Source organism: Nonomuraea indica (assembly GCF_002850745.1).
Lineage (GTDB): Bacteria > Actinomycetota > Actinomycetes > Streptosporangiales > Streptosporangiaceae > Nonomuraea > Nonomuraea indica.
Genome location: NZ_KZ559474.1, coordinates 136,898 through 161,535 on the forward strand (window position 1 = coordinate 136,898; position 24,638 = coordinate 161,535).

23 protein-coding genes are annotated in these 24,638 nt (G+C 71.6%); 14 read left to right on the forward strand and 9 right to left on the reverse strand.

Features of this window, described 5'->3' with window-relative positions; genetic code table 11:
- Positions 1–175 precede the first annotated feature (175 nt).
- Positions 176–457 (forward strand): hypothetical protein, encoded by a 282-nt coding sequence (locus CXR44_RS22990; RefSeq protein WP_101788169.1) that lies wholly within the window; start codon positions 176–178, stop codon positions 455–457.
- 147 nt (positions 458–604) lie between these two features.
- Complete coding sequence (locus tag CXR44_RS22995; protein ID WP_101788170.1) at positions 605–1,744, forward strand: cystathionine gamma-synthase; 1,140 nt, start codon at positions 605–607, stop codon at positions 1,742–1,744.
- A gap of 7 nt (positions 1,745–1,751) precedes the next feature.
- On the opposite strand, the gene CXR44_RS23000 is transcribed toward CXR44_RS22995, so the two are convergent.
- Complete coding sequence (locus tag CXR44_RS23000) at positions 1,752–2,180, reverse strand: DUF2269 family protein (RefSeq protein WP_101788171.1); 429 nt, start codon at positions 2,178–2,180, stop codon at positions 1,752–1,754.
- Positions 2,181–2,455: 275 nt separating this feature from the next.
- On the opposite strand from CXR44_RS23000, the gene CXR44_RS23005 reads away from it, so the two are divergent.
- Positions 2,456–2,884 carry a DUF6292 family protein gene (locus tag CXR44_RS23005; RefSeq protein ID WP_245899341.1) on the forward strand — a complete coding sequence of 143 codons (429 nt, stop codon included), beginning with the start codon at positions 2,456–2,458 and terminating at the stop codon, positions 2,882–2,884.
- Positions 2,885–2,979: 95 nt separating this feature from the next.
- Here CXR44_RS23005 and CXR44_RS23010 read toward each other — a convergent pair whose 3' ends face one another.
- Together CXR44_RS23010 and CXR44_RS23015 are read right to left on the reverse strand one after the other, a co-directional pair.
- Positions 2,980–4,989 carry a vWA domain-containing protein gene (locus tag CXR44_RS23010; RefSeq protein ID WP_101788173.1) on the reverse strand — a complete coding sequence of 670 codons (2,010 nt, stop codon included), beginning with the start codon at positions 4,987–4,989 and terminating at the stop codon, positions 2,980–2,982.
- A gap of 36 nt (positions 4,990–5,025) precedes the next feature.
- Positions 5,026–6,447, reverse strand: coding sequence for a sigma 54-interacting transcriptional regulator (locus CXR44_RS23015; RefSeq protein WP_101788174.1), 1,422 nt, complete (start codon positions 6,445–6,447; stop codon positions 5,026–5,028).
- Between the two features lie 142 nt (positions 6,448–6,589).
- Here CXR44_RS23015 and CXR44_RS23020 point away from each other — a divergent pair, with 142 nt between their 5' ends.
- From CXR44_RS23020 to CXR44_RS23030, 3 genes are all read left to right on the forward strand, one after another.
- Positions 6,590–7,768 carry an FIST signal transduction protein gene (locus CXR44_RS23020; protein ID WP_101788373.1) on the forward strand — a complete coding sequence of 393 codons (1,179 nt, stop codon included), beginning with the start codon at positions 6,590–6,592 and terminating at the stop codon, positions 7,766–7,768.
- Positions 7,769–8,047: 279 nt separating this feature from the next.
- Positions 8,048–8,599 carry an RNA polymerase sigma factor gene (locus CXR44_RS23025; RefSeq protein ID WP_180903658.1) on the forward strand — a complete coding sequence of 184 codons (552 nt, stop codon included), beginning with the start codon at positions 8,048–8,050 and terminating at the stop codon, positions 8,597–8,599.
- The gene (locus CXR44_RS23030; RefSeq protein ID WP_101788175.1) at positions 8,596–9,213 is read left to right on the forward strand and encodes a hypothetical protein; all 618 of its coding nucleotides are present in this window, start codon (positions 8,596–8,598) and stop codon (positions 9,211–9,213) included. The genes CXR44_RS23025 and CXR44_RS23030 overlap by 4 nt, the downstream gene beginning before the upstream one ends.
- A gap of 46 nt (positions 9,214–9,259) precedes the next feature.
- On the opposite strand, the gene CXR44_RS23035 is transcribed toward CXR44_RS23030, so the two are convergent.
- Entirely contained in the window at positions 9,260–10,657 is a 1,398-nt protein-coding gene (locus CXR44_RS23035) for a M1 family metallopeptidase (protein WP_101788176.1), read from the reverse strand.
- Between the two features lie 87 nt (positions 10,658–10,744).
- Positions 10,745–11,854, reverse strand: coding sequence for a 4-hydroxyphenylpyruvate dioxygenase (gene hppD, locus CXR44_RS23040; protein WP_101788177.1), 1,110 nt, complete (start codon positions 11,852–11,854; stop codon positions 10,745–10,747).
- Positions 11,855–11,957: 103 nt separating this feature from the next.
- Here hppD and CXR44_RS23045 point away from each other — a divergent pair, with 103 nt between their 5' ends.
- A complete protein-coding gene (locus CXR44_RS23045; RefSeq protein ID WP_101788178.1) occupies positions 11,958–12,437 on the forward strand; it encodes an Lrp/AsnC family transcriptional regulator in 480 nt (159 codons plus the stop codon).
- A gap of 105 nt (positions 12,438–12,542) precedes the next feature.
- Entirely contained in the window at positions 12,543–14,663 is a 2,121-nt protein-coding gene (locus CXR44_RS23050) for a transglycosylase domain-containing protein (RefSeq protein ID WP_101788179.1), read from the forward strand.
- A gap of 30 nt (positions 14,664–14,693) precedes the next feature.
- Here CXR44_RS23050 and CXR44_RS23055 read toward each other — a convergent pair whose 3' ends face one another.
- Positions 14,694–16,739, reverse strand: coding sequence for a thioredoxin domain-containing protein (locus tag CXR44_RS23055; protein ID WP_180903659.1), 2,046 nt, complete (start codon positions 16,737–16,739; stop codon positions 14,694–14,696).
- A gap of 121 nt (positions 16,740–16,860) precedes the next feature.
- Between CXR44_RS23055 and CXR44_RS23060 the strand changes: the two genes are divergently transcribed.
- Positions 16,861–18,045 (forward strand): hypothetical protein, encoded by a 1,185-nt coding sequence (locus CXR44_RS23060; protein ID WP_180903660.1) that lies wholly within the window; start codon positions 16,861–16,863, stop codon positions 18,043–18,045.
- Positions 18,046–18,069: 24 nt separating this feature from the next.
- Here the strand turns inward: CXR44_RS23060 and CXR44_RS23065 are convergent, their stop codons facing one another.
- The 3 genes from CXR44_RS23065 to mca form a co-directional block, all read right to left on the reverse strand.
- Complete coding sequence (locus CXR44_RS23065) at positions 18,070–18,360, reverse strand: GNAT family N-acetyltransferase (RefSeq protein WP_101788181.1); 291 nt, start codon at positions 18,358–18,360, stop codon at positions 18,070–18,072.
- Positions 18,361–18,543 carry a hypothetical protein gene (locus tag CXR44_RS23070; RefSeq protein ID WP_245899342.1) on the reverse strand — a complete coding sequence of 61 codons (183 nt, stop codon included), beginning with the start codon at positions 18,541–18,543 and terminating at the stop codon, positions 18,361–18,363.
- Positions 18,544–18,616: 73 nt separating this feature from the next.
- The gene (gene mca / locus CXR44_RS23075) at positions 18,617–19,501 is read right to left on the reverse strand and encodes a mycothiol conjugate amidase Mca (RefSeq protein ID WP_101788182.1); all 885 of its coding nucleotides are present in this window, start codon (positions 19,499–19,501) and stop codon (positions 18,617–18,619) included.
- Between the two features lie 133 nt (positions 19,502–19,634).
- On the opposite strand from mca, the gene CXR44_RS23080 reads away from it, so the two are divergent.
- The 5 genes from CXR44_RS23080 (at position 19,635) to CXR44_RS23100 (ending at position 24,607) form a co-directional block, all read left to right on the forward strand.
- The gene (locus CXR44_RS23080; protein WP_101788183.1) at positions 19,635–20,051 is read left to right on the forward strand and encodes a DUF4307 domain-containing protein; all 417 of its coding nucleotides are present in this window, start codon (positions 19,635–19,637) and stop codon (positions 20,049–20,051) included.
- Between the two features lie 106 nt (positions 20,052–20,157).
- On the forward strand, positions 20,158–20,658 hold the full coding sequence (greA, locus tag CXR44_RS23085) for a transcription elongation factor GreA (RefSeq protein WP_101788184.1): 501 nt from the start codon (positions 20,158–20,160) through the stop codon (positions 20,656–20,658).
- 74 nt (positions 20,659–20,732) lie between these two features.
- Positions 20,733–21,992 (forward strand): C40 family peptidase, encoded by a 1,260-nt coding sequence (locus CXR44_RS23090; RefSeq protein ID WP_245899343.1) that lies wholly within the window; start codon positions 20,733–20,735, stop codon positions 21,990–21,992.
- Between the two features lie 62 nt (positions 21,993–22,054).
- Complete coding sequence (locus CXR44_RS23095) at positions 22,055–22,558, forward strand: hypothetical protein (RefSeq protein ID WP_101788186.1); 504 nt, start codon at positions 22,055–22,057, stop codon at positions 22,556–22,558.
- 255 nt (positions 22,559–22,813) lie between these two features.
- Entirely contained in the window at positions 22,814–24,607 is a 1,794-nt protein-coding gene (locus CXR44_RS23100) for a phosphoenolpyruvate carboxykinase (GTP) (protein WP_101788187.1), read from the forward strand.
- Positions 24,608–24,638 lie beyond the last annotated feature (31 nt).

The window sequence follows — 24,638 nt, forward strand, 5'->3', positions numbered from 1 at the left end:
TGCGGATCCAGTAGACGACGCGCTTGGACTCCCCCACGCGCCACAGCCTAGGCCGGAAGTCGTAAGGGCCGGATCGACCGATCGGCCGAGGGCTTCCGGTGCGGACCGGCCCTTCAGCGGAGGCGCGGGGCGGGGCCGCTCGCCGATGCTGGGAGACGTCGGAAGGGGAACGGCCATGGTGGTCATCGGATTCACGCTGCTGGGTGTCGGGCTGGTCGTCGGGCTGCTGCTCGCGCTGGCGGACCCCGTGCTGCTGTCGCGCATCAACGGGGAGCCGGCGGAGGGCGCCAGCGGGCGCCGCATCGACGCCCCCCGGGTGCGGGCGCCGCGCGAGGCCGCCGTGGCCGACGCCGTGGCCGGTGCCGGGGGGAGCACCGCGCGGAGCGCCGCCTCTGGCGCCGTGGTGCGGCTGGCGGACCGGGTCCGCGACGAGCGCCCCGCGCCCCGCGCCGCCTGAGCTGCGGAAACGTCCGGCCCGAAGAGATCCGGGCCCGTGCCGTTGACAGGGGGCACGGGCCCGGCGGGCGCGGTGGGAGACTCGCGCCCGGTCGGCCCGCGATCCGTTGGGGAACGGGTCGCGGGCCGCTTCCGTTACCGTGGCCGTATGACCAACGGTTTCGAAACCCTGGCGATCCACGCAGGTCAGGAGCCTGACCCGCTGACCGGCGCGGTAGTGCCGCCGATCTACGCCACGTCCACCTACAAGCAGGACGGTGTCGGCGGCCTGCGTTCCGGATACGAATACAGCCGCTCCGCCAACCCGACCCGCACCGCGCTCGAAGAGGCCCTCGCCGCCGTCGAGGGCGGCGCGCGCGGGCTGGCCTTCGCCTCCGGCCTCGCGGCCGAGGACACCCTGCTGCGCACCGTGTGCAAGCCGCAGGACCACGTCATCATCCCGAACGACGCCTACGGCGGCACCTACCGCCTGTTCTCCAAGGTGCACGCGCGCTGGGACCTGCACTACGACCCGGTGCCGCTCGGCGACCTCGACGCCGTGGCCGCGGCGATGACGCAGAAGACGAGGATCGTGTGGGTGGAGACGCCCACCAACCCGCTGCTCGGCGTCGCCGACATCGCCGCCCTGGCGCAGCTCGCCCACGACAACGGGGCGCTGCTGGTCGTCGACAACACCTTCGCCTCGCCGTACCTGCAGCAGCCGCTCGCGCTCGGCGCCGACGTGGTCGTGCACTCGACGACCAAGTACATCGGCGGCCACTCCGACGTGGTCGGCGGCGCCCTGGTGGCGGCCGACCGGGGGCTCGGCGACGAGCTGGCCTACCACCAGAACGCCATGGGCGCCGTGGCCGGGCCGTTCGACGCCTGGCTGACGCTGCGCGGGCTCAAGACCCTCGGCGTGCGGATGGACCGCCACTGCGACAACGCCGAGCGCGTCGTGGACCTGCTGCTGGCCCACCCCCGCGTGACCCAGGTGCTCTACCCGGGCCTCGCCGAGCACGCCGGGCACGAGGTGGCGGCCAAGCAGATGAAGAGGTTCGGGGGCATGGTGTCGTTCCGCGTGGCCGGGGGCGAGGCCGAGGCGGTCGCGGTGTGCGACCGCGCCGAGCTGTTCACGCTGGGCGAGTCGCTCGGCGGCGTCGAGTCGCTGATCGAGCACCCGGGCCGGATGACCCACGCCTCGGCGGCGGGCTCGCCGCTGGAGGTGCCGGCCGACCTGGTGCGCCTGTCGGTCGGCATCGAGACGGTCGACGACCTGCTCGCCGACCTCACCCGGGCGCTGGGCTGACCCCCCGTCAGCTCGGGAAGATCATGAGAGCGAGGATCACCAGCCAGATGACGGCCAGCAGTCCGCTGATGGCGGCGATCCTGCCGTTCTGCACCTTGGCGTCGTCGTTCGCGTTCTCGCTGGTGAGGGCGCGGACGGCGGCGCGCAGGTCGCGGTCGATGAGGAAGAGCAGCACGATGGCGACGATGAACAGCGTCATCGACGCGGTCATGTGCCACCTGCCCAGCAGGCCGCCGCCGAGGGTCACGCCCAGCGCGATGCCGAACACCAGCACGCCCAGCGAGCCGATGCTGTAGATGCGCGTCGTGCGCTGGATGTTCTGGAGGACGGCGACGTTCTTGGCGCGGATGGCGCGCGGCGCGGCCATGGTCACGGCGGTGAGAGGCCCGATCGTGAAGATCGCGAACCCGATGTGCAGCCAGAGAAGCAGGGACATGCCGCTGAGACTAGTCGGCGGCGATCTCGGCCGGGGACTCGACACTCTCCTTCCGCCGGGCGGCACAGTGCAGGACGAGCTCCGTGGCCGTCACGGCCACGATCATCAGCGCGATCAGAAGAATCATGGCAATCATGACAGTGCCTCCTTCCCCGTGCTGGACGTGAATATCGTCCGTAATGACTAGACGCTCTGGTCTCGGAATAAGTTCGGCGCGGGTATGGTTGTCAATCGTTCCGTTTTGCTTACCCGCGAGGCACAAGGGGGTGCCGTCCGTGGCCATCAGGCACGTCGAGCCGTATTCCGACGAGTGGCTGCAGCAGCCGGTCTGCTACGTGCGGCGCGTCGTGGACGTGCTCGGACCCGAGGTCGCCGACTGGTGGGAGGGCCCCTGCGATCCGCGTGACGCGACCGTCCTGCTGTCCGACGGCAGCGCGCTGGTGTGGGACGAGGAGAGCGGGTGGCGGCTCGGCCACTTCGTCTCCGGAGGACGCGGCCGGCACACCGAGCTGTCAGGCGTCCGCTACCTCGGCGGCGGGCTGCTGCCGCGGCCGGAGCGGGTGCCGCAGGCGCTGCGCGACGCCCGCGGCGGAGTGGGCTCCAGCACGGCCTTCCGGCCCTGCTACCGCTCCCACCGCAACTGCCGCGACGGCTTCGACGTCGCCCTCGACTTCTACGTCCGCCTGGTGGAAGCCCGAGCCTAGGCCCGGCCCCGTCCGCCTGGCGTGACCCGGGCCGCGTGAATCGGCCCCTTGGACCCGGCCGCGCGAAATCGGGCCGCGTGAGCCGGGCCGCGTGGTCAGCGGGCGCGGCGCAGCCGCAGGAAGTCGCTGACCACGTACTCGCCGAGCCTGTCGGCGCTGGGGGAGAAGACCCGGCCGCCGTTGCGGCGTGCCACCTCGTCCACGAAGTCCTTCAGCCGCTCGTCGGCAGCCAGCATGAAGACGTTGAGCGTCGCCCGCCGTCGCGTCATCTTGTCGACCTCGGCGAGCGTGAGCTCCAGCGTCTCGCGCGAGGGCGGCCACTCGAACGCCGACGTGCCGTTGCGCAGCAGGTGCGCCGTCGGCTCGCCGTCGGTCACGACCAGCACGACCGGCTCGAAGTCGGGGTGGCGGTCGAGGTGCCGGCCCGCGATCAGCAGGGCGTGGTGCAGGTTGGTGCCCTGGACCATGTCCCAGTCGAGGCCCGCCAGCTCGTCCGGCTGCAGCACCCGGGCGTAGTTGGAGAAGCCGATGATCTGCACGGCGTCCTGCGGGAACTTCGAGGCGACCAGCGCCTGCAGGGCCAGCGCCGTCTGCTTGGCCGCGGCCCAGGTGCCGCGCAGCGCCATCGAGTACGACAGGTCGACGAGCAGGCAGACGGCCGCGGCGCTGCGCCGCTCCGTCTCGGCCACCTCGAAGTCGTCCACCGACAGCCGCACCGCCGCCGACGCGGGCCCGGCCCGGCGCCCGTCCCGGCGCCCGGCGCCCTCGCCGTCCGGCCGCGAGCGGCGCAGGCCGCCGCCGCGCACGCCGTTGACCAGGGTGCGCACGACGTCGATGGGCTGCTCGTCGCCGAAGCGCCACGGCCGGGACGACCCGGTCAGCTCGCCGGCCGAGCCCGCGTCGCGCTGGTCGTGGTCGCCGCGCCGCCCCGCGTCGAGCGAGGCGAACACCCGGCGCAGCGCCGTCTCGCCCAGCCGCCGCACCGCCTTCGGGGTGAGCTCCAGCTTGCCGCGGCGGCGCAGGAGGTAGCCCTGCTCCTCCAGCTCCCGCTCGACGCGCCGCAGCGCCTCCAGGTCGTCCACGGCCGACCGGCCGAGCGCGCGGCGCACCGCCGCCTCGTCGATGTCGTCCAGCCGGGCGCCCGGGTAGTCCTGGCGGAGGGCCGACTCCAGCCGGGTCAGGTCGGCCAGTTCCTCCAGCGCGGTGACCGCGTCGCCCATGCCGAGCGGCTCCTCACCGGTGAGCCGCTCCGGCGTGGTCCATGCCAGGTCGGGGCGGCGGGCGACGAGCGCGTCGCCGAGGCGGCGCATCTGCTCCGACAGCCCGGCCTCGTCGAGGGTCTGGTTGATGAGGTTGCCCAGCTCCTCGCGCTGGCGCGGGGTCATCGAGGCCAGCATCCGCTGGGTGGCCGCGGCCCGGCGGGCCAGGATGTCGACCAGTTCGTCCAGGTTGCGCGGCCGCTCGGGGAACAGGTCGGCGTACTCGCCCATGAACGCGTCGAAGTCGGCTTGGGTGTGCTCCCCGCGGGCGTCCCTGTCGAGCATGTCGTTGAGGTCGGCCATCATCCGCCGGACCCGTTCCATGGCCTGGGGGTCGGGGTTGGCCAGCGCGTCGCGCAGCCCCTTGAACTGGCTGTCGAGCACCTCGCGCCGCAGCAGGTCGCGTAGCTCCTCGAAGGTGCGCCGGGCGGCGGCCGAGCGCCACTCGTAGCCGCTCAGCTCCTGGATGGCGCTCGCGGTGTCGTCGGGCAGCGCGTCCAGCTCGCTCTCGCGCAGCCGCGCCTCGTCGGACGGGTCGGGGAACAGCTCGGCCCGTTCCTGCCCGATCGCCTTGTCGAGCAGCGCCCTGGCCTGCTCCAGCGTGCCGTCGAGGCGGCCGCGCTCGCGCAGCTCGCGGCGCCTGCGGCGGACCTCGCGCAGCATCTCGTCGAGCCCGCTGCGCTCCTGGGCGCCCGGCAGGCCGCGCCTGAGCAGGTCGCGCAGGGCGTGCACGGGCGTGGAGCCGGACAGGATGGCGTCGCCCATCTCGTCCAGCGCCGCCCGCACGTCGTACGGAGGGGCGAGGGGATCGGGGCCGTCGTGGTACGCGCCATAGCGGTAGGCCATCACCTCACCACGCTAACCCGGAACGTCTCACCTTGGTCAGGTGCGATAGACGGTCACCCCGTCCAGGTCGTCCTTGGACAGGCGGCGCATGAGGTAGAGGCCCTCCATCGCGAACTCCAGCGCCGCGGCCGCGTGTCCGGGCGACTCCTCGCCCTCGCCCATGCCCAGCCGGGACATGATCTTGGACAGGCCCTCGACGGGCCCGATGCGGTGCAGCAGCTCGCCGGCCGGCACCAGCTCGCCCGACTCGACCTGGTTGCCCTGCGCGAACTTGTCGGTCAGCGGCGCGAGGTCCAGCCCGCCCAGCCGGCTCCGGAACGTCTCGGCGGTGGCCCGGCGCAGCAGATGGGCCAGGATCTCCGTCTCCCGGCCCTCCTCGCTCACCTCGAACTCCACCTTGCCGCGCAGGCTGTGCACCACGTTGGCCAGGTCGCACACCCGGGTGACGGCATGCTCCTCGCCGGTGACCGCCGCCCTGCGCACGGCCGAGGCCGCGGCCGTCTCGGCGGCGGCGATGGAGAAGCGCGCCGAGACGCCCGAACGGGCGTCCACCGATGTGGACTCGCGGACCAGCCGGGTGAACCGCGCGATGGTCTCGACCAGGTGCTCGGGGACGTCGGCCCCGATGTCGGGCATCGACTCCTGGCGGATCAGCGCCAGCTCGTCCTCGATCGTCGGCGGGTAGTGGGTGCGGATCTCGGCGCCGAAGCGGTCCTTCAGCGGCGTGATGATCCGGCCCCGGTTGGTGTAGTCCTCGGGGTTGGCGCTGGCGATGAGCAGGATGTCGAGCGGCAGGCGGAGGTTGTAGCCGCGCACCTGGATGTCGCGCTCCTCCAGCACGTTGAGCAGCGCCACCTGGATGCGCTCGGCGAGGTCGGGCAGCTCGTTGACGGAGAACACGCCGCGGTTGGTCCGCGGCACGAGCCCGTAGTGGACCGTCTCCGGGTCGCCGAGCGTGCGCCCCTCAGCGATCTTGATCGGGTCGACGTCGCCGATCAGGTCGCCGACGGAGGTGTCGGGCGTGGCGAGCTTCTCGCCGTAGCGCTCGTCGCGGTGTCTCCAGGCGACGGGCAGCTCGTCGTCCAGCTCCCGGGCCAGGGCGCGGCAGCGCGCGCAGACCGGCTCGTACGGGTGGTCGTTGATCTCGCATCCTTCGACCACCGGGGTCCACTCGTCGAGCAGGCCGGTGATCGTACGGATGAGCCGGGTCTTGCCCTGGCCGCGCTCACCGAGCAGGACCAGGTCGTGTCCGGCGAGCAGGGCCCGCTCCAGATGGGGCAGGACGGTGTCGTCGAAGCCCACGATGCCTGGAAAACGGGGCTCACCTGCTCGCAGCTTGGCCAGCAGGTTTTCGCGGACCTCTGCTTTCACGGTGCGATGAACGTGGCCGCTCTCTCGCAGCTCCCGGAGAATTAGAGGCTGATGCACGGGAACGAGACTACGTCTCCCGCGCCCGATGCGGCAGGGCAGTTTCGCATCCAGCCAGATTTCGGATCCTGACCCATTGTGTGACGGTTCGCGCGCGTGCTTGTTCCGTTAATGGGGAGAATCCGAGCCTGAGGGAACTTGGCAGCCGAGGGAGGCGGGACGCGTGGCCCTGATGACCAGCCGATTCGCAGACGGCCTCGCGGTGGGCTCCGACCTGGTCGAGGTGGCCGAACGGGCCGTGCGCCAGGCGCTGTCCAGGCTCGGCGGCGAGGCCGACCTGGTCTGCTTCTTCATCTGCGGCGACGACCCCGACGACGTCGCCCGGGCGGGTCAGCGTGCGATGCGGCTGGCGCCCGACGCCAACGTCATCGGGTGCAGCGCCACGGGAGTGATCGGCGACGGCCAGGGGGTGGAGCTCACCCCCGCCGTCAGCGCGTGGGCGGCCAGGCTCGGCGAGGCCAGGCTGACCACGTTCGCGCTGGAGACGCTGAACGCCGAGGACAAGTTCGTCGTCGTCGGCCTGCCCGAGCGCAGCCCCGACGACCACGTGGCCATCCTGCTGGCCGACCCCTACTCGTTCCCGACCGACGCGTTCGTCGAGCGGTCGGCGGAGGTCCTCGGCGAGCTGCCGCTCATCGGCGGGCTGGCCAACGGCATGCACGGCCGCGGCTCCGTCCGGCTCTTCGCCGACGGCGAGATCTACACCGAGGGTGCGATCGGCGTGCTGATCAGCGGAGCGGTCCGGGTCGGCACCGTGGTCAGCCAGGGCTGCCGCCCGATCGGGCCGTCCATGGTGGTCACCCGCGCCGAGGACAACCTGCTCCTGGAGCTCGCCGGCCAGCCGGCCCTGGCCCGGCTGGAGGACATCGTCAGCGACCTCGACGAGGACGACCGCGAGCTGGTCGCCTCCGGGCTGCAGATCGGCGTGGCGATCGACGAGTACGCCGAGCGCCACGAACGCGGCGACTTCCTGATCCGGGGCGTGATCGGCATCGACCCCGAACGCGAGGCGGTGGCCATCGGCGACGTCGTCGAGGTGGGTCGTACCGTCCGCTTCCAGGTGCGCGACGCCGCCACCGCCGACGAGGACCTGTACGACCTGCTGGACGCCCACCGCGAGGAGTTCGGCCGGGTGGACGGGGCGTTGCTGTTCTCCTGCAACGGCCGGGGGTCGGCCATGTTCGGCAGCGCCGACCACGACCCCGTCGCGTTGCGCGACACGCTGGGGCCCGTCGGCATGGCCGGCTTCTTCGCCGCGGGCGAGGTCGGGCCGGTGGGCGGCCACAACCACGTGCACGGCTTCACCGCCTCGGTGCTCGTCTTCTCCGCCACCACACCCCCCGGCGACTGACCCACCCCCGGCCTCCCACCCACGCCCGCCGGTCACCTGCCCACGCCCGCTGGTCACTCGCCCGTGCCCGCAGGTGGGCGTCCCCCGCGCCCGCTGGTCACCCCGCCCGCGCCCTGCCGCGCGCCCCGGCGGGGCGCTGTCACAGGTCGCCGCCCGCGCCTCTCCCGTCACGCGATGCACCTCCGCCGCCCTCGGCGTCAGGTGGCTTGGGCTGGGTGTGTAACGCCTTGGCGGGGTCGGTCCAAGCAGGGGTGAAGATCGACGAAGGGAGTACGGCCGGTGCGTCGCAAACAGGCGGAGATCGCCACCGACCCCGTGGCGTTCGAGGCCTTCTACCGGCGCCACGTCGACGCGGTCACGCGCTTCCTGGCCCGCCGGGTCGACGATCCGCACACGGTCGCCGACCTGGTGGCGGAGGTGTTCGTCGCGGTACTCGACTCGGCCCAGACCTACCGGTCCGGGCTCGGCAGCGAGATCGCGTGGCTGTACGGCGTGGCGCGCAACACGCTGTCGGCCGAGCGGCGGCGGGCGTTCAGGGAGTCGAGGCTGGCCGACCGGCTGAACGGGCGGCGGCTGCTCGACTCCGACGACCTCGTCCGGCTGGAGGAGCGGATCGACGCGGAGAGCCACGCTCGGCGGGCCTTCGAGGCCATGGCCGAGTTGCCGGAGGGAGAGCGGGCCGTGATCGAGTTGGTCGCCCTCGACCAGCTGACGGTCGCGGAGGCCGCACAGGCCCTCGGCATCCGGCAGGGGACCGCCAGGGTGAGGCTGCACCGTGCCCGCCGCGTGCTGCGGGCCGTGCCCTTCGTCATGGGAGGAACGACACGATGAGTTTCGAGGAGCGCCTGCTGATGGAACTGAAGACCGAAGTCGCCGCCCGTGGGGAGCGACGCCGCAGGACCACCGTCCGCCGCCTGTTCGCGGGGGCGGCGGTGGCCGGACTGGCCGCCGCCGCCGCCGTGGCGGTGCCGCTCCTGACGGGGACGGAGCGGCCCGCGTACGCGGTGAGTGAGAACGCCGACGGCACCATCCGGGTGCAGATCAAGGAGTTCAGGGACGCCGACAGGCTGGAGGGCGACCTGAAGCGCATGGGGATCACCGCCGACGTCAGCTACACCCCGCCGGGCAAGCGCTGCCAGTCGAACAGGGGGCGTGTTCTCGGAGGGGAGTCGGCCACCCCCGAGGAATGGGACAAGTCCCCGTCCGCCAAGGCAGTGCGGATGACCAGGCACGGGATCTACATCGACCCCGCGCACGTGGCCGCGGGGCAGACCGTGGTGATGGAGTTCGCCGAGAACGACGACCAGACATCCGACGAGCCGCAGGTGCGATGGCAGTTCGTCGGCCTGGTGATCGACGGGCCGGTCAAGCCCTGCGTGCTCGTCGACGACCCGCTCTGGTACGACGTGGGCGGCCCCGAGGGGCAGCCGCCGGCGGGCAGCTGACCTGTGCCGCCAGGGGCACGTGGCGCGTGCCCCTGGCGGGGGGGGGTCAGGCCGGGCGGCGGGGCTGGAAGAGCCAGGCGTCGAAGAGGGCGTCGAGCCGCTTGCCCGAGCGCTGCTCGGCCAGGGTGACGAACTGCTGGGTGGTGGCGTTGCCGTGCCTGTGCCGCTGCACCCACTCGCGCAGCAGCGCGAAGAACGTCCGGTCGCCGATCTCCTTGCGCAGGGCGTGCAGCGTCATGGCGCCCCGCTTGTAGACGGCGTCGTTGAAGAGGTCGTCGGGCCGGGCCCGCCCGGGCGGGTAGGTCCAGAAGGCGTCGGAGGCGGGCCGGGCGTGCAGGGCGGCGAAGTGGGCGTCGGCCGTGGTGCGGCCCCGGTGCTCCGACCACAGCCACTCGGCGTAGGTGGCGAAGCCCTCGTTGAGCCACAGGTCCTGCCAGCGCTGGATGGTGACGCTGTTGCCGAACCACTGGTGGGCGATCTCGTGGGCGATGATGCTCTCGTCGGGGGAGAAGCCGCCGTACATCGGTTTGGTCTGGGTCTCCAGCGCGTAGCCCGCCGAGTAGTCGTCGACCACGCCGCCGGTGGAGGCGAACGGGTAGGGGCCGAAGACCTCGCTCCAGTGGTCGGTGACCTCGCCGGAGACGGTGTAGAGCTTGTCCAGGGAGTCGCGGTAGGCCGGGTCGACGGCCGCGACGTTGGGCACGCCGCCGGCCGTCCTGCCCTCCCGCAGCTCGAACCTGCCGAGGGTGGCGGTGGCGAGGTAGGTCGCCATGGGGTGGCGCTCGCGCCAGCGGAACGTGGTCCTGCCGCCGCTGGTCGTCGGCTCGCCGACCGGCTCGCCGTTGGCCAGCGCGGTCAGCCCGCGCGGCACCGTGATCTCGAAGTCGAACGTGGCCTTGTCGGCCGGGTGGTCGTTGGCGGGGAACCACGTCTTGGCGCCGTTGGGCTCGGCGGCCACGAATGCGCCGTCGGCGGTCGGGATGAAGCCGAACGTGCCCAGGTTGCCCGAGTCGGTGATGGGCCGCGGCTCCCCGCCGTAGCCGACCTTGACGGTGAACCGGGCGCCGGAGGCGAGGGGGGTGGCGGGGACCACGGTCAGCTCGTCGCCCTGGCGGGAGAAGGCCGCCCCGGCGCCGTCGACCGACACCTCGGCGACCTGGAGCCCCGACAGGTCGAGGTTGAAGCGCGACAGCGGTTGCAGGGCCCTGGCCCGGATGGTGGTGACGCCGTCGAGGCGCTTGGCGGCGGGGGTGTAGCCGAGGGTGATGCCGTAGTGGGTGACGTCGTAGCCGCCGTTGCCGTCGAGCGGGAAGTCACGGTCGCCGATGCCCGCGGCCCCGGCGGAGGGGGGCCGGGTGGGCAGGACGGCCCCGTCGGTGGGCGAGCAACCCAGCAGGGTCAGGATCGCGGCCACCGGCGCGACCACGTGACGGATGGACCTCATGGAACGACGCTCCCCTTCCTTGGCGTGAGCATGAGCTTACGCTGAGTAAGGGGAGCGTGGGTCCACACGACAGCGGGGCGCTGGGCGTCACAGGTTGCCGCGGCGCTCCTGCTCCCGCTCGATGGCCTCGAACAGGGCCTTGAAGTTGCCCTTGCCGAACCCGAGCGAGCCGTGCCGCTCGATCAGCTCGAAGAACACCGTGGGCCGGTCCTGCACCGGCTTGGTGAAGATCTGCAGCAGGTAGCCGTCCTCGTCCCGGTCCACCAGGATCTTGCGCTTCTTCAGCTCCTCGATCGGCGCCCGCACCTGGCCGATGCGTGCCCGCAGCTCCGGGTCGTCGTAGTAGGAGTCGGGGGTGTCCAGGAACTCGACGCCGGCCGCCCGCATGTGGTCGACCGTGGTCAGGATGTCGTTGGTGGCCAGCGCGATGTGCTGCACGCCGGGCCCGCCGTAGAACTCGAGATACTCGTCGATCTGCGACTTCCTGCGGCTGATCGCCGGCTCGTTCAGCGGGAACTTGACCTTGCGGGTGCCGTCGGCGACGACCTTCGACATCAGCGCGGAGTACTCGGTGGCGATGTCGTCGCCGATGAACTCGGCCATGTTCGTGAAGCCCATCACCTTGCGGTAGAACTCCACCCACTCGTCCATCTTGCCGAGCTCGACGTTGCCCACGCAGTGGTCGACGGCCTGGAAGAGCCGCCCGTTCTTGACCGCCGGCGCCGGCACCAGCGGCTCGGCGGGCGCGTAGCCGGGCAGGTAGACGCCGCCGTAGTTGGACCGGTCGACGAGGGTGTGCCGCGTCTCGCCGTAGGTGGCGATCGCCGCGAGCACCACCTTGCCGTGCTCGTCCTCCAGCGTGTACGGCGCCGCCAGCCCCCGCGCCCCCTGGGCGACGGCGTGCTCGTAGGCGGCCTCCACGTCGGGCACCTCGAGGGCCAGGTCGATCACCCCGTCGCCGTGCTCGGCCACGTGCCGGGCGAGCGGGGTGCCCGGCCTGATCGAGGCCCGGAACTCGAACCGGGCGCCGCCGGAGGTCAGCACGTAGGCGACCTCGTCCCGGCTGCCGTTCTCCGGCCCGCGGTAGGCCACCAGCCTCATGCCGAAGGCCGTCGAGTAGTAGTGCGCCGCCTGCTTGGCGTTGCCTACGGCGAACACCACGGCGTCCATGCCGTTAACCGGAAAAACATCACTCATGACACCAAATCTCGTCTTTCCTGGACGAGCTGTGCAAGAGTTACCTTCAGGAGTGGACAATCTGCCCAATAGCCGACGTGAAATCCCGGAGTTCCTGTACACCATGACGATCGACGATCTGGACGCCCGCCTCATCGCCCTGCTGGCGGCCGAGCCGCGCCTGGGCGTGCTGGAGTGCTCGCGCCGCCTCGGGGTCGCCCGCGGCACCGTGCAGGCGCGCCTCGACCGCCTGCTCTCCCGGGGCGTGATCACCGGTTTCGGCCCCGACGTCTCGCCCGAGGCGCTCGGCTACGGTGTCACCGCGTTCGTCACGATGGAGATCCGGCAGGTGGCGGGGCACGACCCCGTTGCCGACGGCCTGGCGCGCATCCCCGAGGTGCTGGAGGCGCACACGATCACCGGCGGCAGCGACCTGCTCTGCCGGGTGGTGGCGCGCAGCAACGCCGATCTGCAGCGCGTCATCGACCAGATCGTGGACGTCCAGGGCGTGCTCAGGACCTCGTCCGTCATCGCCCTCGACACGCCTGTTCCGTACCGTGTGCTGCCCTTGGTCGCGGACGTCCCGCGACGTGCCCCTCGCTAGACGTATCCTCGCAGGAGGGGGCGAGCACCGTTATCAGTCGTTTACCCTTGCTATTCGCCCAGCATACGGGGGTATGACCAGGTGCGGAGCGGTGGTGGAAAGGGCATGCGGAAACGGAGGCTGCTCCGGCGGCTGTCGATCGCGGTCGGCGTGGGGATACTTCTGGGCGTCGTGCTGTTCGGCATCGCCTGGGCGATGACCCCCATCCCCGACAGCACCCAGAAGCAGGCGACCGCGCAGGGCTCGGTCATCTACTACCGCGACGGCAAGAGCGTGCTCGCCCGCCAGGGCGTCGACCGTCGCAACGTCGAACTGGCCAAGGTCCCCCGGCACGTGCGCGACGCCGTGATCGCCGCCGAGAACCGCTCCTTCTACCAGGACGCCGGCATCTCCATCAAGGGCACCGGCCGCGCGCTGTGGTCCACGATCACCGGCCAGCAGCTCCAGGGCGGCTCCACGATCACCCAGCAGCTCGTCCGCAACTACTACAGCGGCCTGAGCCAGGAGCGGACCCTCACCCGCAAGTTCAAAGAGATCATGATCGCGATCAAGGTCGACCAGTCCAAGACCAAGGACTGGGTGCTGGAGCAGTACCTGAACACCATCTACTTCGGTCGCGGAGCCAACGGCGTCCAGGCCGCCGCCCAGGCCTACTTCGGCAAGGACGTGGACAAGCTGACCGTCGCCGAGGGCGCCTACCTGGCCGCGGTGATCCAGCAGCCGAGCCGCTTCGCCGACCCCAAGGGCGCCGACCTGGCCGCCGCCCAGGCGCGCTGGCAGGCCGTCATCGACGCGATGGGCCAGACCGGGGCGCTGGACGCCCAGCAGGCGACCGCCCAGCGGTTCCCGAAGCTCGCCAAGGCCAAGAAGCCGTTCGTCCTCAAGGGCCAGGCCCAGTACATGCTCGACCAGGTCACCGCCGAGCTCAACCGGCGCGGCTACAGCGACGAGGACATCAACAGCGGCGGCCTGCGCGTCGTCACCACCTTCGACAAGAAGCTCATGAAGGCGGCCGGGCGCGCGGTCAAGAGCGTCCTGCCGGAGGCGACGCCGAAGAAGGTGCGCACCGGCCTGGCCGCCGTCGACCCCGCCACGGGCGAGGTCGTCGCCTTCTACGGGGGCGACCCGGAGCGCTCCGACTACGACAACGCCTTCTCCGCCAAGGTGCCGGCCGGCTCGACGTTCAAGCCGTACACGCTGGCCGCCGCGCTGGACAACGGCTACGACCTGTCCACCCGCGTCGACGGCAACTCGCCGATGCGGGTGGCCTCCGATCCCAAGCACCCCATCCCCAACGACAACGGCCGCTCGTACGGCCCGATCGACCTGGTGCAGGCCACCACCAACTCCGTCAACACGGCGTTCGTGGACCTCGGGCAGAAGGTCGGCCTGGACAAGGTCGCGGCCACCGCCGAGGCCGCCGGCATCCCCAGGCAACAGCTCCAGCCGCACCAGTCGGCCGCCTCCTTCCCGCTCGGCGTGGCCTCGGTGAGCGCCGTGCAGAACGCCTCCGGCTTCTCCACCCTGGCCAACGGCGGCGTCCACATGGAGGCGCACGTCGTCAAGTCGGTCACCGACGCCGACGGCAAGAAGGACGTCATCAAGCCCGCCGCCACCGAGGTGGTCGGCAAGCAGGCCGCCGCCGACGCCATCTACGCCATGCAGCAGGTCGTCGAGCACGGCACCGGCACGGCCGCCCGGCTCTACGACCGCCCGGTCGCCGGCAAGACGGGCACCACGGACGACTCGGCGTCGGTGTGGTTCAACGGCTTCACGCCGCAGCTCGCCGTCGCCGTGAACATGTTCCGCGACGACAACAAGACGGTCACCATCCCCGGCTACGGCGTGCAGTTCGGCGGCCAGCTGCCCGCCCAGATCTGGCGGGCGTTCATGACCGAGGCCATGAACGGCAAACCGGTCGAGGAGTTCCCGGAGCCGTCCGACCGCGGCTTCGGCGACCCCGACTACTCCGTGCCCGAACGGTACGACGAGGACGTCCCCGAGTGGCAGCCGTCGCGCCGGCCTGACGGCTGGCAGACCACCGGCCCGGAGGAGCCCGAGCCGTCGTTCAGCGAGCCGGCGCCCACCGGGCCGCCCGACGACGGGAGCGGCGCGCCCGAGGAGACGGTCGCGCCGCCCACGCAGGACCCGGCCGTGCCCAGCGACGAGACGGACCGCGGCGGCCCGCCCGACCAGGAGGAGACCCAGCCGTCACCGATCGGCTGACCGCACCCGCCCCAAGGACGCGCTCGGCGGTCAGGGGCCGGCCAGCTCGGCCCGGAGCTCCTCGACGGTCGTGACCGGTCGGCGGCAGGTGAAGCCCCGGCACACGTACGCGGCGGGCGCCCCGTCCACGAGCCCCCGCCCGTCCAGCAGCGGCGGCTGGTCGGCGACCGCCGCCTGCCAGTCGAGCGTGCCGTCCGGCCCCGGCATGGACCCGCCGGAGCCCTCCGCCGTGCCGGTGCCCGTGCTCGCGCCGGGGCCGACGCGGCCGAGGGCCACGACGAGGCCCGGCACGTCGGCGAGCAGCGCCTCGCGGTGCAGGGCGCGGGTGCGCGGGTCGTCCGGCGGGCCCACGACCGCCACCTCCACCGGCCCGTCGAGCGCGGCCCGCACCACGGCCAGCCCCCACCCGGCGAAGCGCGCGTGTCCGGGCGCCAGCACCGACACGGTGCCGAGCGCCGCGTGCGCCGCCTCCCGGTGCCGCGCCGAGCCGGTCAGCGCGGCGTACGCCAGCAGCGCGCCGGCGGCGGCGTACTGGCCGGACGGCGTGGCGTTGTCCGTGGGGTCCTGCGGCCGCTGGAACAGCCGCTCGGCGTCGTCGGCCGTGTCGTAGAAGCCGCCCACCCCGTCGGCGAACCGGTCGAGCACCGTGTCCAGCAGCGACCCGGCCAGGCGGAACCAGCGCGGCTCGCCGGTCACGCCGTAGAGGGCGATCAGGCCCTCGGCGACGTTCGCGTAGTCCTCCAGCACTCCGGCGTTCGGACCCGGCCGGCCGTCACGCGAGGTGCGCGCCAGCCTGCCGTCCAGCACGTGCACGTCGTCGAGCAGCACCGCGCAGGCGGTGGCCGCGTCGACCAGGTCGGGCCGCTCGAACACCACGCCGGCCTCGGCCAGCGCCGCGATGGCCAGGCCGTTCCAGGAGGCCACCACCTTGTCGTCGCGCCCCGGCCGGACGCGCAGCTCGCGCGCGGCCATCAGCCGGGCCCGCACGGAGGTCAGCCGCTCCGTGTCGGGAGGGTCCTCCAGCAGCCGCAGCACCGACGTGCCGTGCTCGAACGTGCCCGTCACGTCGAACACGATGCTCGCCCAGTCGCCGTCCTGCTCGCCCAGCACCTCGCGCAGCTCGTCGGGCGTCCAGACGTAGAACCTGCCCTCCTCGCCCTCGCTGTCGGCGTCGAGGGCCGAGGCGAAGCCGCCCTGCGGGGTGCGCATCTCGCGCAGCAGCCAGTCGGCGGTCTCCAGCGCTATCCGGCGGGCCGGCGGGCCGCCGCCCGCCTTCCACCAGTGCGTGTAGACGCGCAGCAGCAGCGCGTTGTCGTAGAGCATCTTCTCGAAGTGCGGCACGACCCAGGCCGCGTCGACGCTGTAGCGGGAGAACCCGCCGCCGAGCTGATCGTAGATCCCGCCGCGGGCCATCGCGTCGAGCGTCTTGCCGCTCATCTCCCGCTCGCCCGAGCGCAGCAGGAACTCCAGCACCATCGACGGCGGGAACTTCGGCGCCCCGCCGAAGCCGCCGTGCACCGGGTCGAACGTCTCGCGCAGGTTGTGCATGGCCCGGTCGAGCGTCTCGGCGTCGGGCAGCGGGCCGGTCGGCAGCGCGGTGTGCGTGTTGAGCGCCTCCACCAGCTTGGCGCCCTGCTTGAGCACGGCGTCGCGGTCACCGGTCCACGCCTGGTGCACGGCGGCCAGCAGCCGCTGGAAGTTCGGCCGCGGGAAGTACGTGCCGCAGTAGAACGGGTGGCCCTCCGGCGTGGCGAACACCGTCATCGGCCAGCCGCCCTGGTGCGTCATGGCCTGGGTGGCGCTCATGTAGACGGCGTCCACGTCGGGCCGCTCCTCGCGGTCCACCTTGACGTTGACGAAATGCTCGTTCATCAGCCTCGCGGTCTCGTCGTCCTCGAAGCTCTCGTGCGCCATGACATGGCACCAGTGACAGGCTGAGTAGCCCACGCTGATCAGCAGCGGCACGTCCCTGCGGCGTGCCTCGGCGAACGCCTCGTCGCCCCATGGATGCCAGTCGACGGGGTTGTCCGCGTGCTGCAGCAGATAGGGGCTCGTCGAGTCCTTCAAACGGTTCATCAAGACCTCCCCCTGCCCACACTACGGGTCGCGGGCGGCCCGTCCGCCCGGCCGGGGCCCTTCGGTGTCCTGTTCCGGGGGCGCGTGTGCGGCGGGGCGCAGGGGGCGTAGGTTACGGAGAGTGGATCTGGACTTCGTCTGCACGCACGCGGGCCGCCCGGCCGCGGCCCTGACCCGCAGGGACGTGGCCCGGGCGCTGCTCGCCGTGCCCTCCGGGGTGGCGCTGGTGGCCATCCCCGACCTGCGGCGCGCCCTGCTCGCCGCGGGCAACCCGTTGTCGGCGCCGTTCTGGGATTCGGCGCGGACCACGCTGAGCTCGATCGAGTCGGGGCTGGCCACGGTCGGCGACGTCCAGCGCTGGGTCGAGGCGACCGGGACCGAGCCGGTCCTCATGACTCCCGGCTACTTCGTGTGGCCGGAGGAGGACGAGCGCGGGCCGGTGGCCGCCGAGATGTACTCCCGGCTCGTGCGCCACCTGGAGGAGCGGGTCCGGGCCGGCGAGATCGACCCCGACGCGCTGGTCCGTGGCGACGCCGAGGCCCGCAACGGCTACGAGGAGCTGCAGGAGCAGTGGCTGAGCACGCCGCTCCCCGACGGCCGCGTGCCCGCCTTCGCCGTCAACGACGAGCAGGACGAGGAGCTGTTCGCCGTCTGGGACGAGGAGGAGGCGTTCGCGCTGTCGGAGCTGCGACGCATCCTCGCCGAGCTGCCCAAGCAGCCCGAGCTGCCCGCCGACGAGCTCGACCGGGCGGCGGCGCGGCTGCGCGTGCTGCTCGGCCAGCCCGGCTACCCGGCCAACGTGCTGAGGGCCTGCGCCGGGTTCGAGGAGCGGCCGATGCCCGACGACGACGGGGAGCTGTGGCTGTCGGTGGCCGCCGGCATCGCCGGCCCGGTCTCCGACCTGTCGGAGGACGGCGACACCCTGGAGGAGTTCGCCGACCTGGACGGCGAGCTGAGCCACGAGGACGACGTGCTCTCCAAGTTGTGCGCCATCCAGCACGCCGACTGGCTGGCCGCCGTGGCCGCGCTGGCCCGGCTCGGGCCGGGCGTGCTGGCCTCACCCGAACGGGTCGCCCGGCTGATCGCCGAGTCGGAGGACATCGACGTCGAGCTGGACTCCTCCATGGACCTCGACCTGGCCGCGGGCATGGGCGTGGACGAGGTGGAGGCGACCGAGCGGTTGTTCGTGCCGGTCGTCACCCTGTGGGGCCACCTCGGCATCGTGGACGAGGACGACGTGCTGACCCCGCTGGGATGGTGGGGGCTGCCCCGGGCGCTGGAGCTGGCCTGGTCACCGCGCGACTGAGCCGGCCCGCCTACTCGGGCCCGCCTACTCGGGCGCGGCTTCGAGCAGGTCCTGGTATTCGGGGTGGCGCTCGATGTAGGAGGCGACGTACGAGCAGAGCGGGACGACCCGCAGGCCGGTGTCGCGGCTGGCGTCGAGGGCGTGCCTGACCATCGTGCCGGCCAGCCCCTGTCCTTCGAAGTCGGCCGCCACCTCGGTGTGGGTGAAGGCGATCGTCGCGCCGCGCAGCCGGTAGTCGGCCAGCCCGGCCAGCTTGCCGTCCACGTGCACCTCGAAGCGACTGCGCTCGACGTTGTCGACCACGTCGACCGCCATCTAGCCGGCCTTCTTGTCGTGCGGGACCTTGTCCTGCGGGATGTCGGTTTCGCGCGGCACGCTGATCTTCCCCATCTGCTTGTTCATCGACTTGATGAGGAAGTACGTCGCCAGTCCGATGAGAGCGATGACGACGAAGCCGAGCAGGCCCGGGCTGACGTCACCGGCGGCGAGAACTGTCACCCCTCCAGTCTGCCACCGGGGGGCGATGCTCCCGCCGCCGGCAGGCGGCCGCGGCGGGAGCGGGCTGGCGGCCTCAGTGGCAGGCGGGGGAGACCTCGTCGGCGTGGATGCCGGCGAACAGGTCGTCCTCGGGAAGCTCGGTGTCGACGAGCGAGCGGGCCAGGTGGTAGTCCTCCGTCGGCCAGATCTCCTGCTGCAGCTCGCGGGGGCAGACGAACCAGAAGCCGTCGGGGTCGACCTGGGTGGCGTGCGCGAGCAGCGCCTGGTCACGCAGCTCGAAGTAGTCGGCGCACGGCACCCGCGTGGTCACCGGCCACTTGGCGGGCCGGTCCTCCCAGCGGGCGATCCAGTCGGAGTAGGGGGAGCCCATGCCCCGCGCGGTCATCGCCTCGTGCAGGGCCTCGAACCGCTCCTTGGTGAAGCCCATCTGGTAGTAGAGCTTCAGCGGCTGCCACGGGTCGCCGGTGCCGGGGTAGCGGTCGGGGTCGCCCGCGGCCTCGAAGGCCTCCACCGACACCCGGTTGGTCATGATGTGGTCGGGGTGCGGGTAGCCGCCGTCGTCGTCGTACGTGATGATCACGTGCGGCCTGAACTCACGCACAGCGGCCACCAGGGGCTCCGCGGCCACGTCAAGCTTCTGCAGGGCGAAGCAGCCCTCGGGCAGCTCCTCCTCCTCGCTCTCCGGCAGGCCGGAGTCGACGAAGCCCATGAACCTCTGCTGGACGCCGAGGATCTCGCGCGCCCGGTCCATCTCGGCCCTGCGCACCTCGGCGATGTTGGCGACGATGTCGGGCCGGTCCATCTTGGGGTTGAGAACGGAGCCCCGCTCACCACCCGTGAGCGTACAAACCAGCACCTCGACGCCTTCGCGAACGTAGCGCGCCATGGTGGCGGCGCCCTTGCTCGACTCGTCGTCGGGGTGTGCGTGGACTGCCATCAGCCTCAGCGGTGCACTCACGGGCTCGATGCTCCTAGGTCGGACGGTTCACTGGCCAACAGAGGTTAGTTTCTGCTGGGCGGTCGCGAGGGCGTGACCCGCGCGCGAGACAATTGTCTCGGATAACGCTGAGGGAGTGCAGGGAGATTCCGTCATGGCCACCAGAGATGTCGAGAACGGACCCGTTCTCGGCACACCCGACGACTACCCCGACCGTCCCACACGAGGCGGCCGTCTCGTCGTCCATGTCGTGATCGGCCTGCTGGTGGCCATCATCGCGGGTGGCTGGGGCTACGTGATGTGGTCGATGACCGGCTCCGGCACCGGGGCCACGGCCCAGGTGGTGTCGTTCAGCGTCACACCGGGCGAGGCCGAGGTCGTCTTCGAGGTGGCGAAGCCCGACGACCGCGCCGCCGTGTGCCGGGTGCGGGCGCTGGACCGGACCCAGGGGGAAGTGGGCGCCAAGGACGTAACAATCGCGGCCGGCGCGGGTAGTAAGAGGCTCAAGGAACGCCTGGCCACCAGCGGCGAGGCGGCTTCTGTCCACATCCAGTACTGCAATCTCGTATGATGAGACGTTTGGGGAAGCGTACCATCGGCTGAGTTGTTAGCCTTTCGCAATTCGACCGACACGCACCTCAAGTGTTCCAGGGCCCCTAGGCAAGCAAGGAGAACCCGTGGCCGACTCTCGCGATGAGAACGTCACATGGCTGACGCAGGAGGCGTACGACCGCTTGAAGGCGGAGTACGAGTATCTCTCGGGCCCAGGGCGCGTCGACATCGCCAAGAAGATCGAGGCCGCCCGTGAGGAGGGGGACCTCAGGGAGAACGGCGGCTACCACGCGGCCAAGGACGAGCAGGGCAAGATGGAGGCCCGGATCTTCCATCTGCGCCAGATCCTCGACAACGCGAAGGTGGGCGAGGCCCCCAAGACCGAGGGCATCGTCGGTCCCGGCATGACCGTGACGATCAGGTTCGTCGGCGACGACGACGAGGTGACCTTCCTGCTCGCCTCCCGCGAGGAGAGCGGAGCCCCGATCGACGTCTACTCGCCCAAGTCCCCGCTCGGGGCGGCCATCAACGGCAAGAAGATCGGCGAGAAGGCCACCTACAGCATGCCCAACGGCCGTCAGAACACGGTCGAGATCCTCGAGGCCGTCCCGTACATCGGCAACTGACCCCCGACGAGACGCACCGCCGGGCCCCGACGGGCCCGGCGGAACTCATGCGTGCCCCGGCAGGTTCGGAGCTCATGCGACCTTCGGCGATCCGTCAGGATCTCAGCTTCCTCATGCGCTCGCGCAGGCGGCGCGATCCTCGGTGGCTGGTGCCGTTCATCGTGGTGACGCTGGTGGCGGTGCTGACCGCCGACGTCCTGCTGCTCGCCCAGGCCGGGCAGCAGGAGGGGCGGCAGGGCGCCCAGCGCTACGGGCAGAGCGCGCGCGGGCCGCGCCCGGCCACGGGGCAGCGGCCGGCGACCACGCAGCCCCGCCCGTCCCCGGCGCAGACCCTCGTCGCCGAGGCCAAAGCCGTGCAGCCGGTCAGGCCGCTGGCGAAGCTGCGCAAACCCCACCTGTTCGTGGTGACGCGCAAGCCGTTCACCAGAGAGCTGCTGGAGAAGGTGGCCGCGCAGCGCGGGGTGACCGCGCTGGAGCTCGCCGACGCGGCCTCCATCATGCTCGACGACAAACGGGTGCAGACGCTGGGCGTCGACCCCTCGACGTTCCGCGCCTACACCCCCAAGGTGACCGCCGCCTCCGACCCGCTGTGGAGCAACATCGCCGCGGGTGACGTGGCGGTGTCCTTCGTGCTCGGCACCGACGGCGGGCTGCAGCTGCACAGCCGGGTCGCCGGCCCGGCCGGGCCGTTACGCATCGGCGCCTACGCCACCACCGGCTTCGGCGCGGTCGACGCCGTCGTCTCCAAGGAGACGGCCCGCTCCCTCGGCCTGCCGCGCGACAACGCGCTGATCGTCAGCGCCCCCAAGGCCGACTCGGTCAAACTGCGCGCCGCCCTGCTCAAAGTGCTGCCGAAGGGCACCCAGGTGGCCACGGTCAACCCGGTGCTGCGGCCCGTCCAGGCCAAGGCGCGTCCCTCCGCCGCCGGCGCGTACATGTCGGGCCAGCAGCTCACCGTGGCGCTGCGCGCGGCCGCCTCCAAGCTGGGGCGGCCCTACGTGTGGGGCGCCGAGGGTCCCGACACCTTCGACTGCTCCGGGCTGGTGCAGTGGGCCTTCGCCCAGGCGGGGGTGAGGGTGCCGCGGGTGACGCACCAGCAGTGGGTCGCCGGCCCGCAGGTGCCGCTCTCGCAGGCGCAGCCCGGCGACCTGCTCTTCTGGCGCAGCGATCCGACCAACCCCGGCTACATCTCCCACGTGGCCATCTACTGGGGTGACGGCAAGATGCTGCACGCGCCCCGCACCGGCGACGTGGTCAAGATCGCCCCGGTCCACACCCGCAACTTCGCCGGGGTGGTCCGCGTGAGCCCGCCCGTGGCGGCCCGCGTCAGGTAGTCCCGCTCTCGGCGTCTCGCCGGGCGCGTGCATTCGGCCTGTTGTCGTGTAATTCTGATTACATGGAAGCAGCACAGGTGCGCGCCTGGTTCGCCGGGCGACTTCCGGAGGGCTGGTTCACCGCCGCGCCGGAGATCGTTCAGGACCGCGAGGAGATCGCCGTGGTCGGCGTCCTGCCCGACCCGCCCGGCGAGGTGCCGGAGGAGGAGCGTCCCGCCCTGGTCGAGGGGATGGTGGCGCGCTTCCGTGAGGAGACCCGCGAACGGCGGGTCGAGATCGCCCGGGAGGCCGAGCGGAAGTTCCGGCAGAAGGTCTCGTGGGGTGTCGTCTGCGGCGGGCAGACAGTGATGTTCACCACACTGTCGGTGCCGGTGATGACGCGGCTGCGCCAGTCGGAGCGCCAGGTGCTCGACACGCTGGTCGCCGCGGGCGTGGCACGCAGCCGCAGCGACGCGCTGGCCTGGTGCGTGCGGTTGGTCGGCCGCAACACCGACACCTGGCTGGCCGAATTGCGTGACGCGCTGCGCCACGTCGACCGGGTCCGCGCCTCCGGCCCCGACCTCTGATCGCCGCGCGGGGCAGGGGAAATCGGGCGGGAAATGGTTTATACCAGTCGCCTCATTGGTTTAGACCAGAGGCTGTGGTTTATACCAGGGCCCGGAAGTGACAATTTTAAAACCGCTCCGCGTGGGTAGGCTGCTGCAATCGTCAAGGCCGCTGCCTGCGACGACGGGCGCCGCCGAAAGGTCTATGCCAATTGGCTTCGGCGCCGCTTCGTCGTTAATGATGACTGGGCCCTGAAGAGTGGAGGAGCCGTAGCCGTGTCCCTTTCCGTAGAAGTCCCGGCCCCGACGACCAATAGCGATTTGGTCGCGTGGGTGAACGAGATAGCGTCCCTTACCCAGCCCGATCGGATCGAGTGGTGCGACGGCTCGGAGGAGGAGTGGACGCGCCTGACCAACCTCCTCTGCGAGCAGGGCACGTTCACGCGGCTGGCCAAGCGGCCCAACAGCTTCTACGCCAAGTCCGACCCGAGCGACGTGGCCCGGGTCGAGGACCGCACCTTCATCTGCTCCGAGCGCGAGGAGGACGCGGGGCCGACCAACAACTGGATCGCCCCCGCGGAGATGCGGGCCACGTTCGGCGAGCTGTTCAAGGGCTGCATGCGCGGGCGGACCATGTACGTCGTGCCGTTCTGCATGGGGCCGCTCGGCGGCGAGATCTCGCAGCTCGGCGTGGAGATCACCGACTCGCCGTACGTCGCCGTGTCCATGCGCGTCATGACGCGCATGGGGGAGCGGGCGCTGCGGCTCATCGAGGAGCGCGGCGACTTCGTGCGCTGCGTGCACAGCGTCGGCGCGCCCCTGGAGCCCGGCCGGCAGGACGTGCCCTGGCCGTGCAACTCCACCAAGTACATCAGCCACTTCCCCGAGACGCGCGAGATCTGGTCGTACGGCTCCGGTTACGGCGGCAACGCGCTGCTCGGCAAGAAGTGCTACGCCCTGCGCATCGCCAGCACCATGGCCCGCGACGAGGGCTGGATGGCCGAGCACATGCTCATCCTCAAGCTCACGCCGCCGGACGGCGAGGCCCGCTACGTCGCCGCCGCCTTCCCGAGCGCGTGCGGCAAGACCAACCTCGCCATGCTCCAGCCGACGATCCCCGGCTGGAAGGTCGAGACCGTGGGCGACGACATCGCCTGGATGCGGTACGGCGAGGACGGCCGGCTCTACGCCATCAACCCCGAGGCGGGCTTCTTCGGCGTCGCGCCCGGCACCGGCGAGGTCACCAACGCCAACGCGGTCAGGACGCTCTGGGGCAACAGCATCTTCACCAACGTCGCGCTCACCGACGACGGCGACGTGTGGTGGGAGGGGCTCACCGACGAGCCCCCGGCGCACCTGACCGACTGGAAGGGGCGCTCCTGGACCCCTGACAGCGACGAGCCGGCGGCCCACCCGAACGCCCGCTTCACCACTCCCGCCGCCCAGTGCCCGACCATCGCACCCGAGTGGCAGGACCCCAAGGGCGTGCCCATCTCGGCGATCCTGTTCGGCGGCCGCCGCGCCAGCGCCGTGCCGCTCGTGACCGAGTCGCTGAGCTGGGAGCACGGCGTCTTCCTCGGAGCCAACGTCGCCTCCGAGAAGACCGCAGCCGCCGAGGGCAAGGTCGGCGAGCTGCGCTACGACCCGTTCGCCATGCTGCCGTTCTGCGGCTACAACATGGGCGACTACTTCGGGCACTGGCTGGAGATGGGCCGCCGTCAGGGGGCCAGGCCGCCGCGCATCTACTACGTCAACTGGTTCCGCAAGGACGCGGACGGGCGGTTCATCTGGCCGGGCTTCGGCGAGAACAGCCGCGTGCTCAAGTGGATCGTGCAGCGCCTCGACGGCGACGCCAAGGCCGTGCCCACCCCGATCGGGCTGGTGCCCGACACGCTCGACACCGAGGGGCTGAGCCTGTCGGAGGAGGACCTGCGCACGCTGCTCAGCGTCGATCCCGAGGTCTGGCGCCAGGAGGCCGAGCTGATCCGCTCGCACTTCGACACGTTCGGCTCCCACCTGCCCAAGGAGCTGTGGGACGAGTACAACGCGCTGCTGGACCGCCTGTCCTGACGGCGCCTTCCCGTGGCCGGTCCCGCCCTGC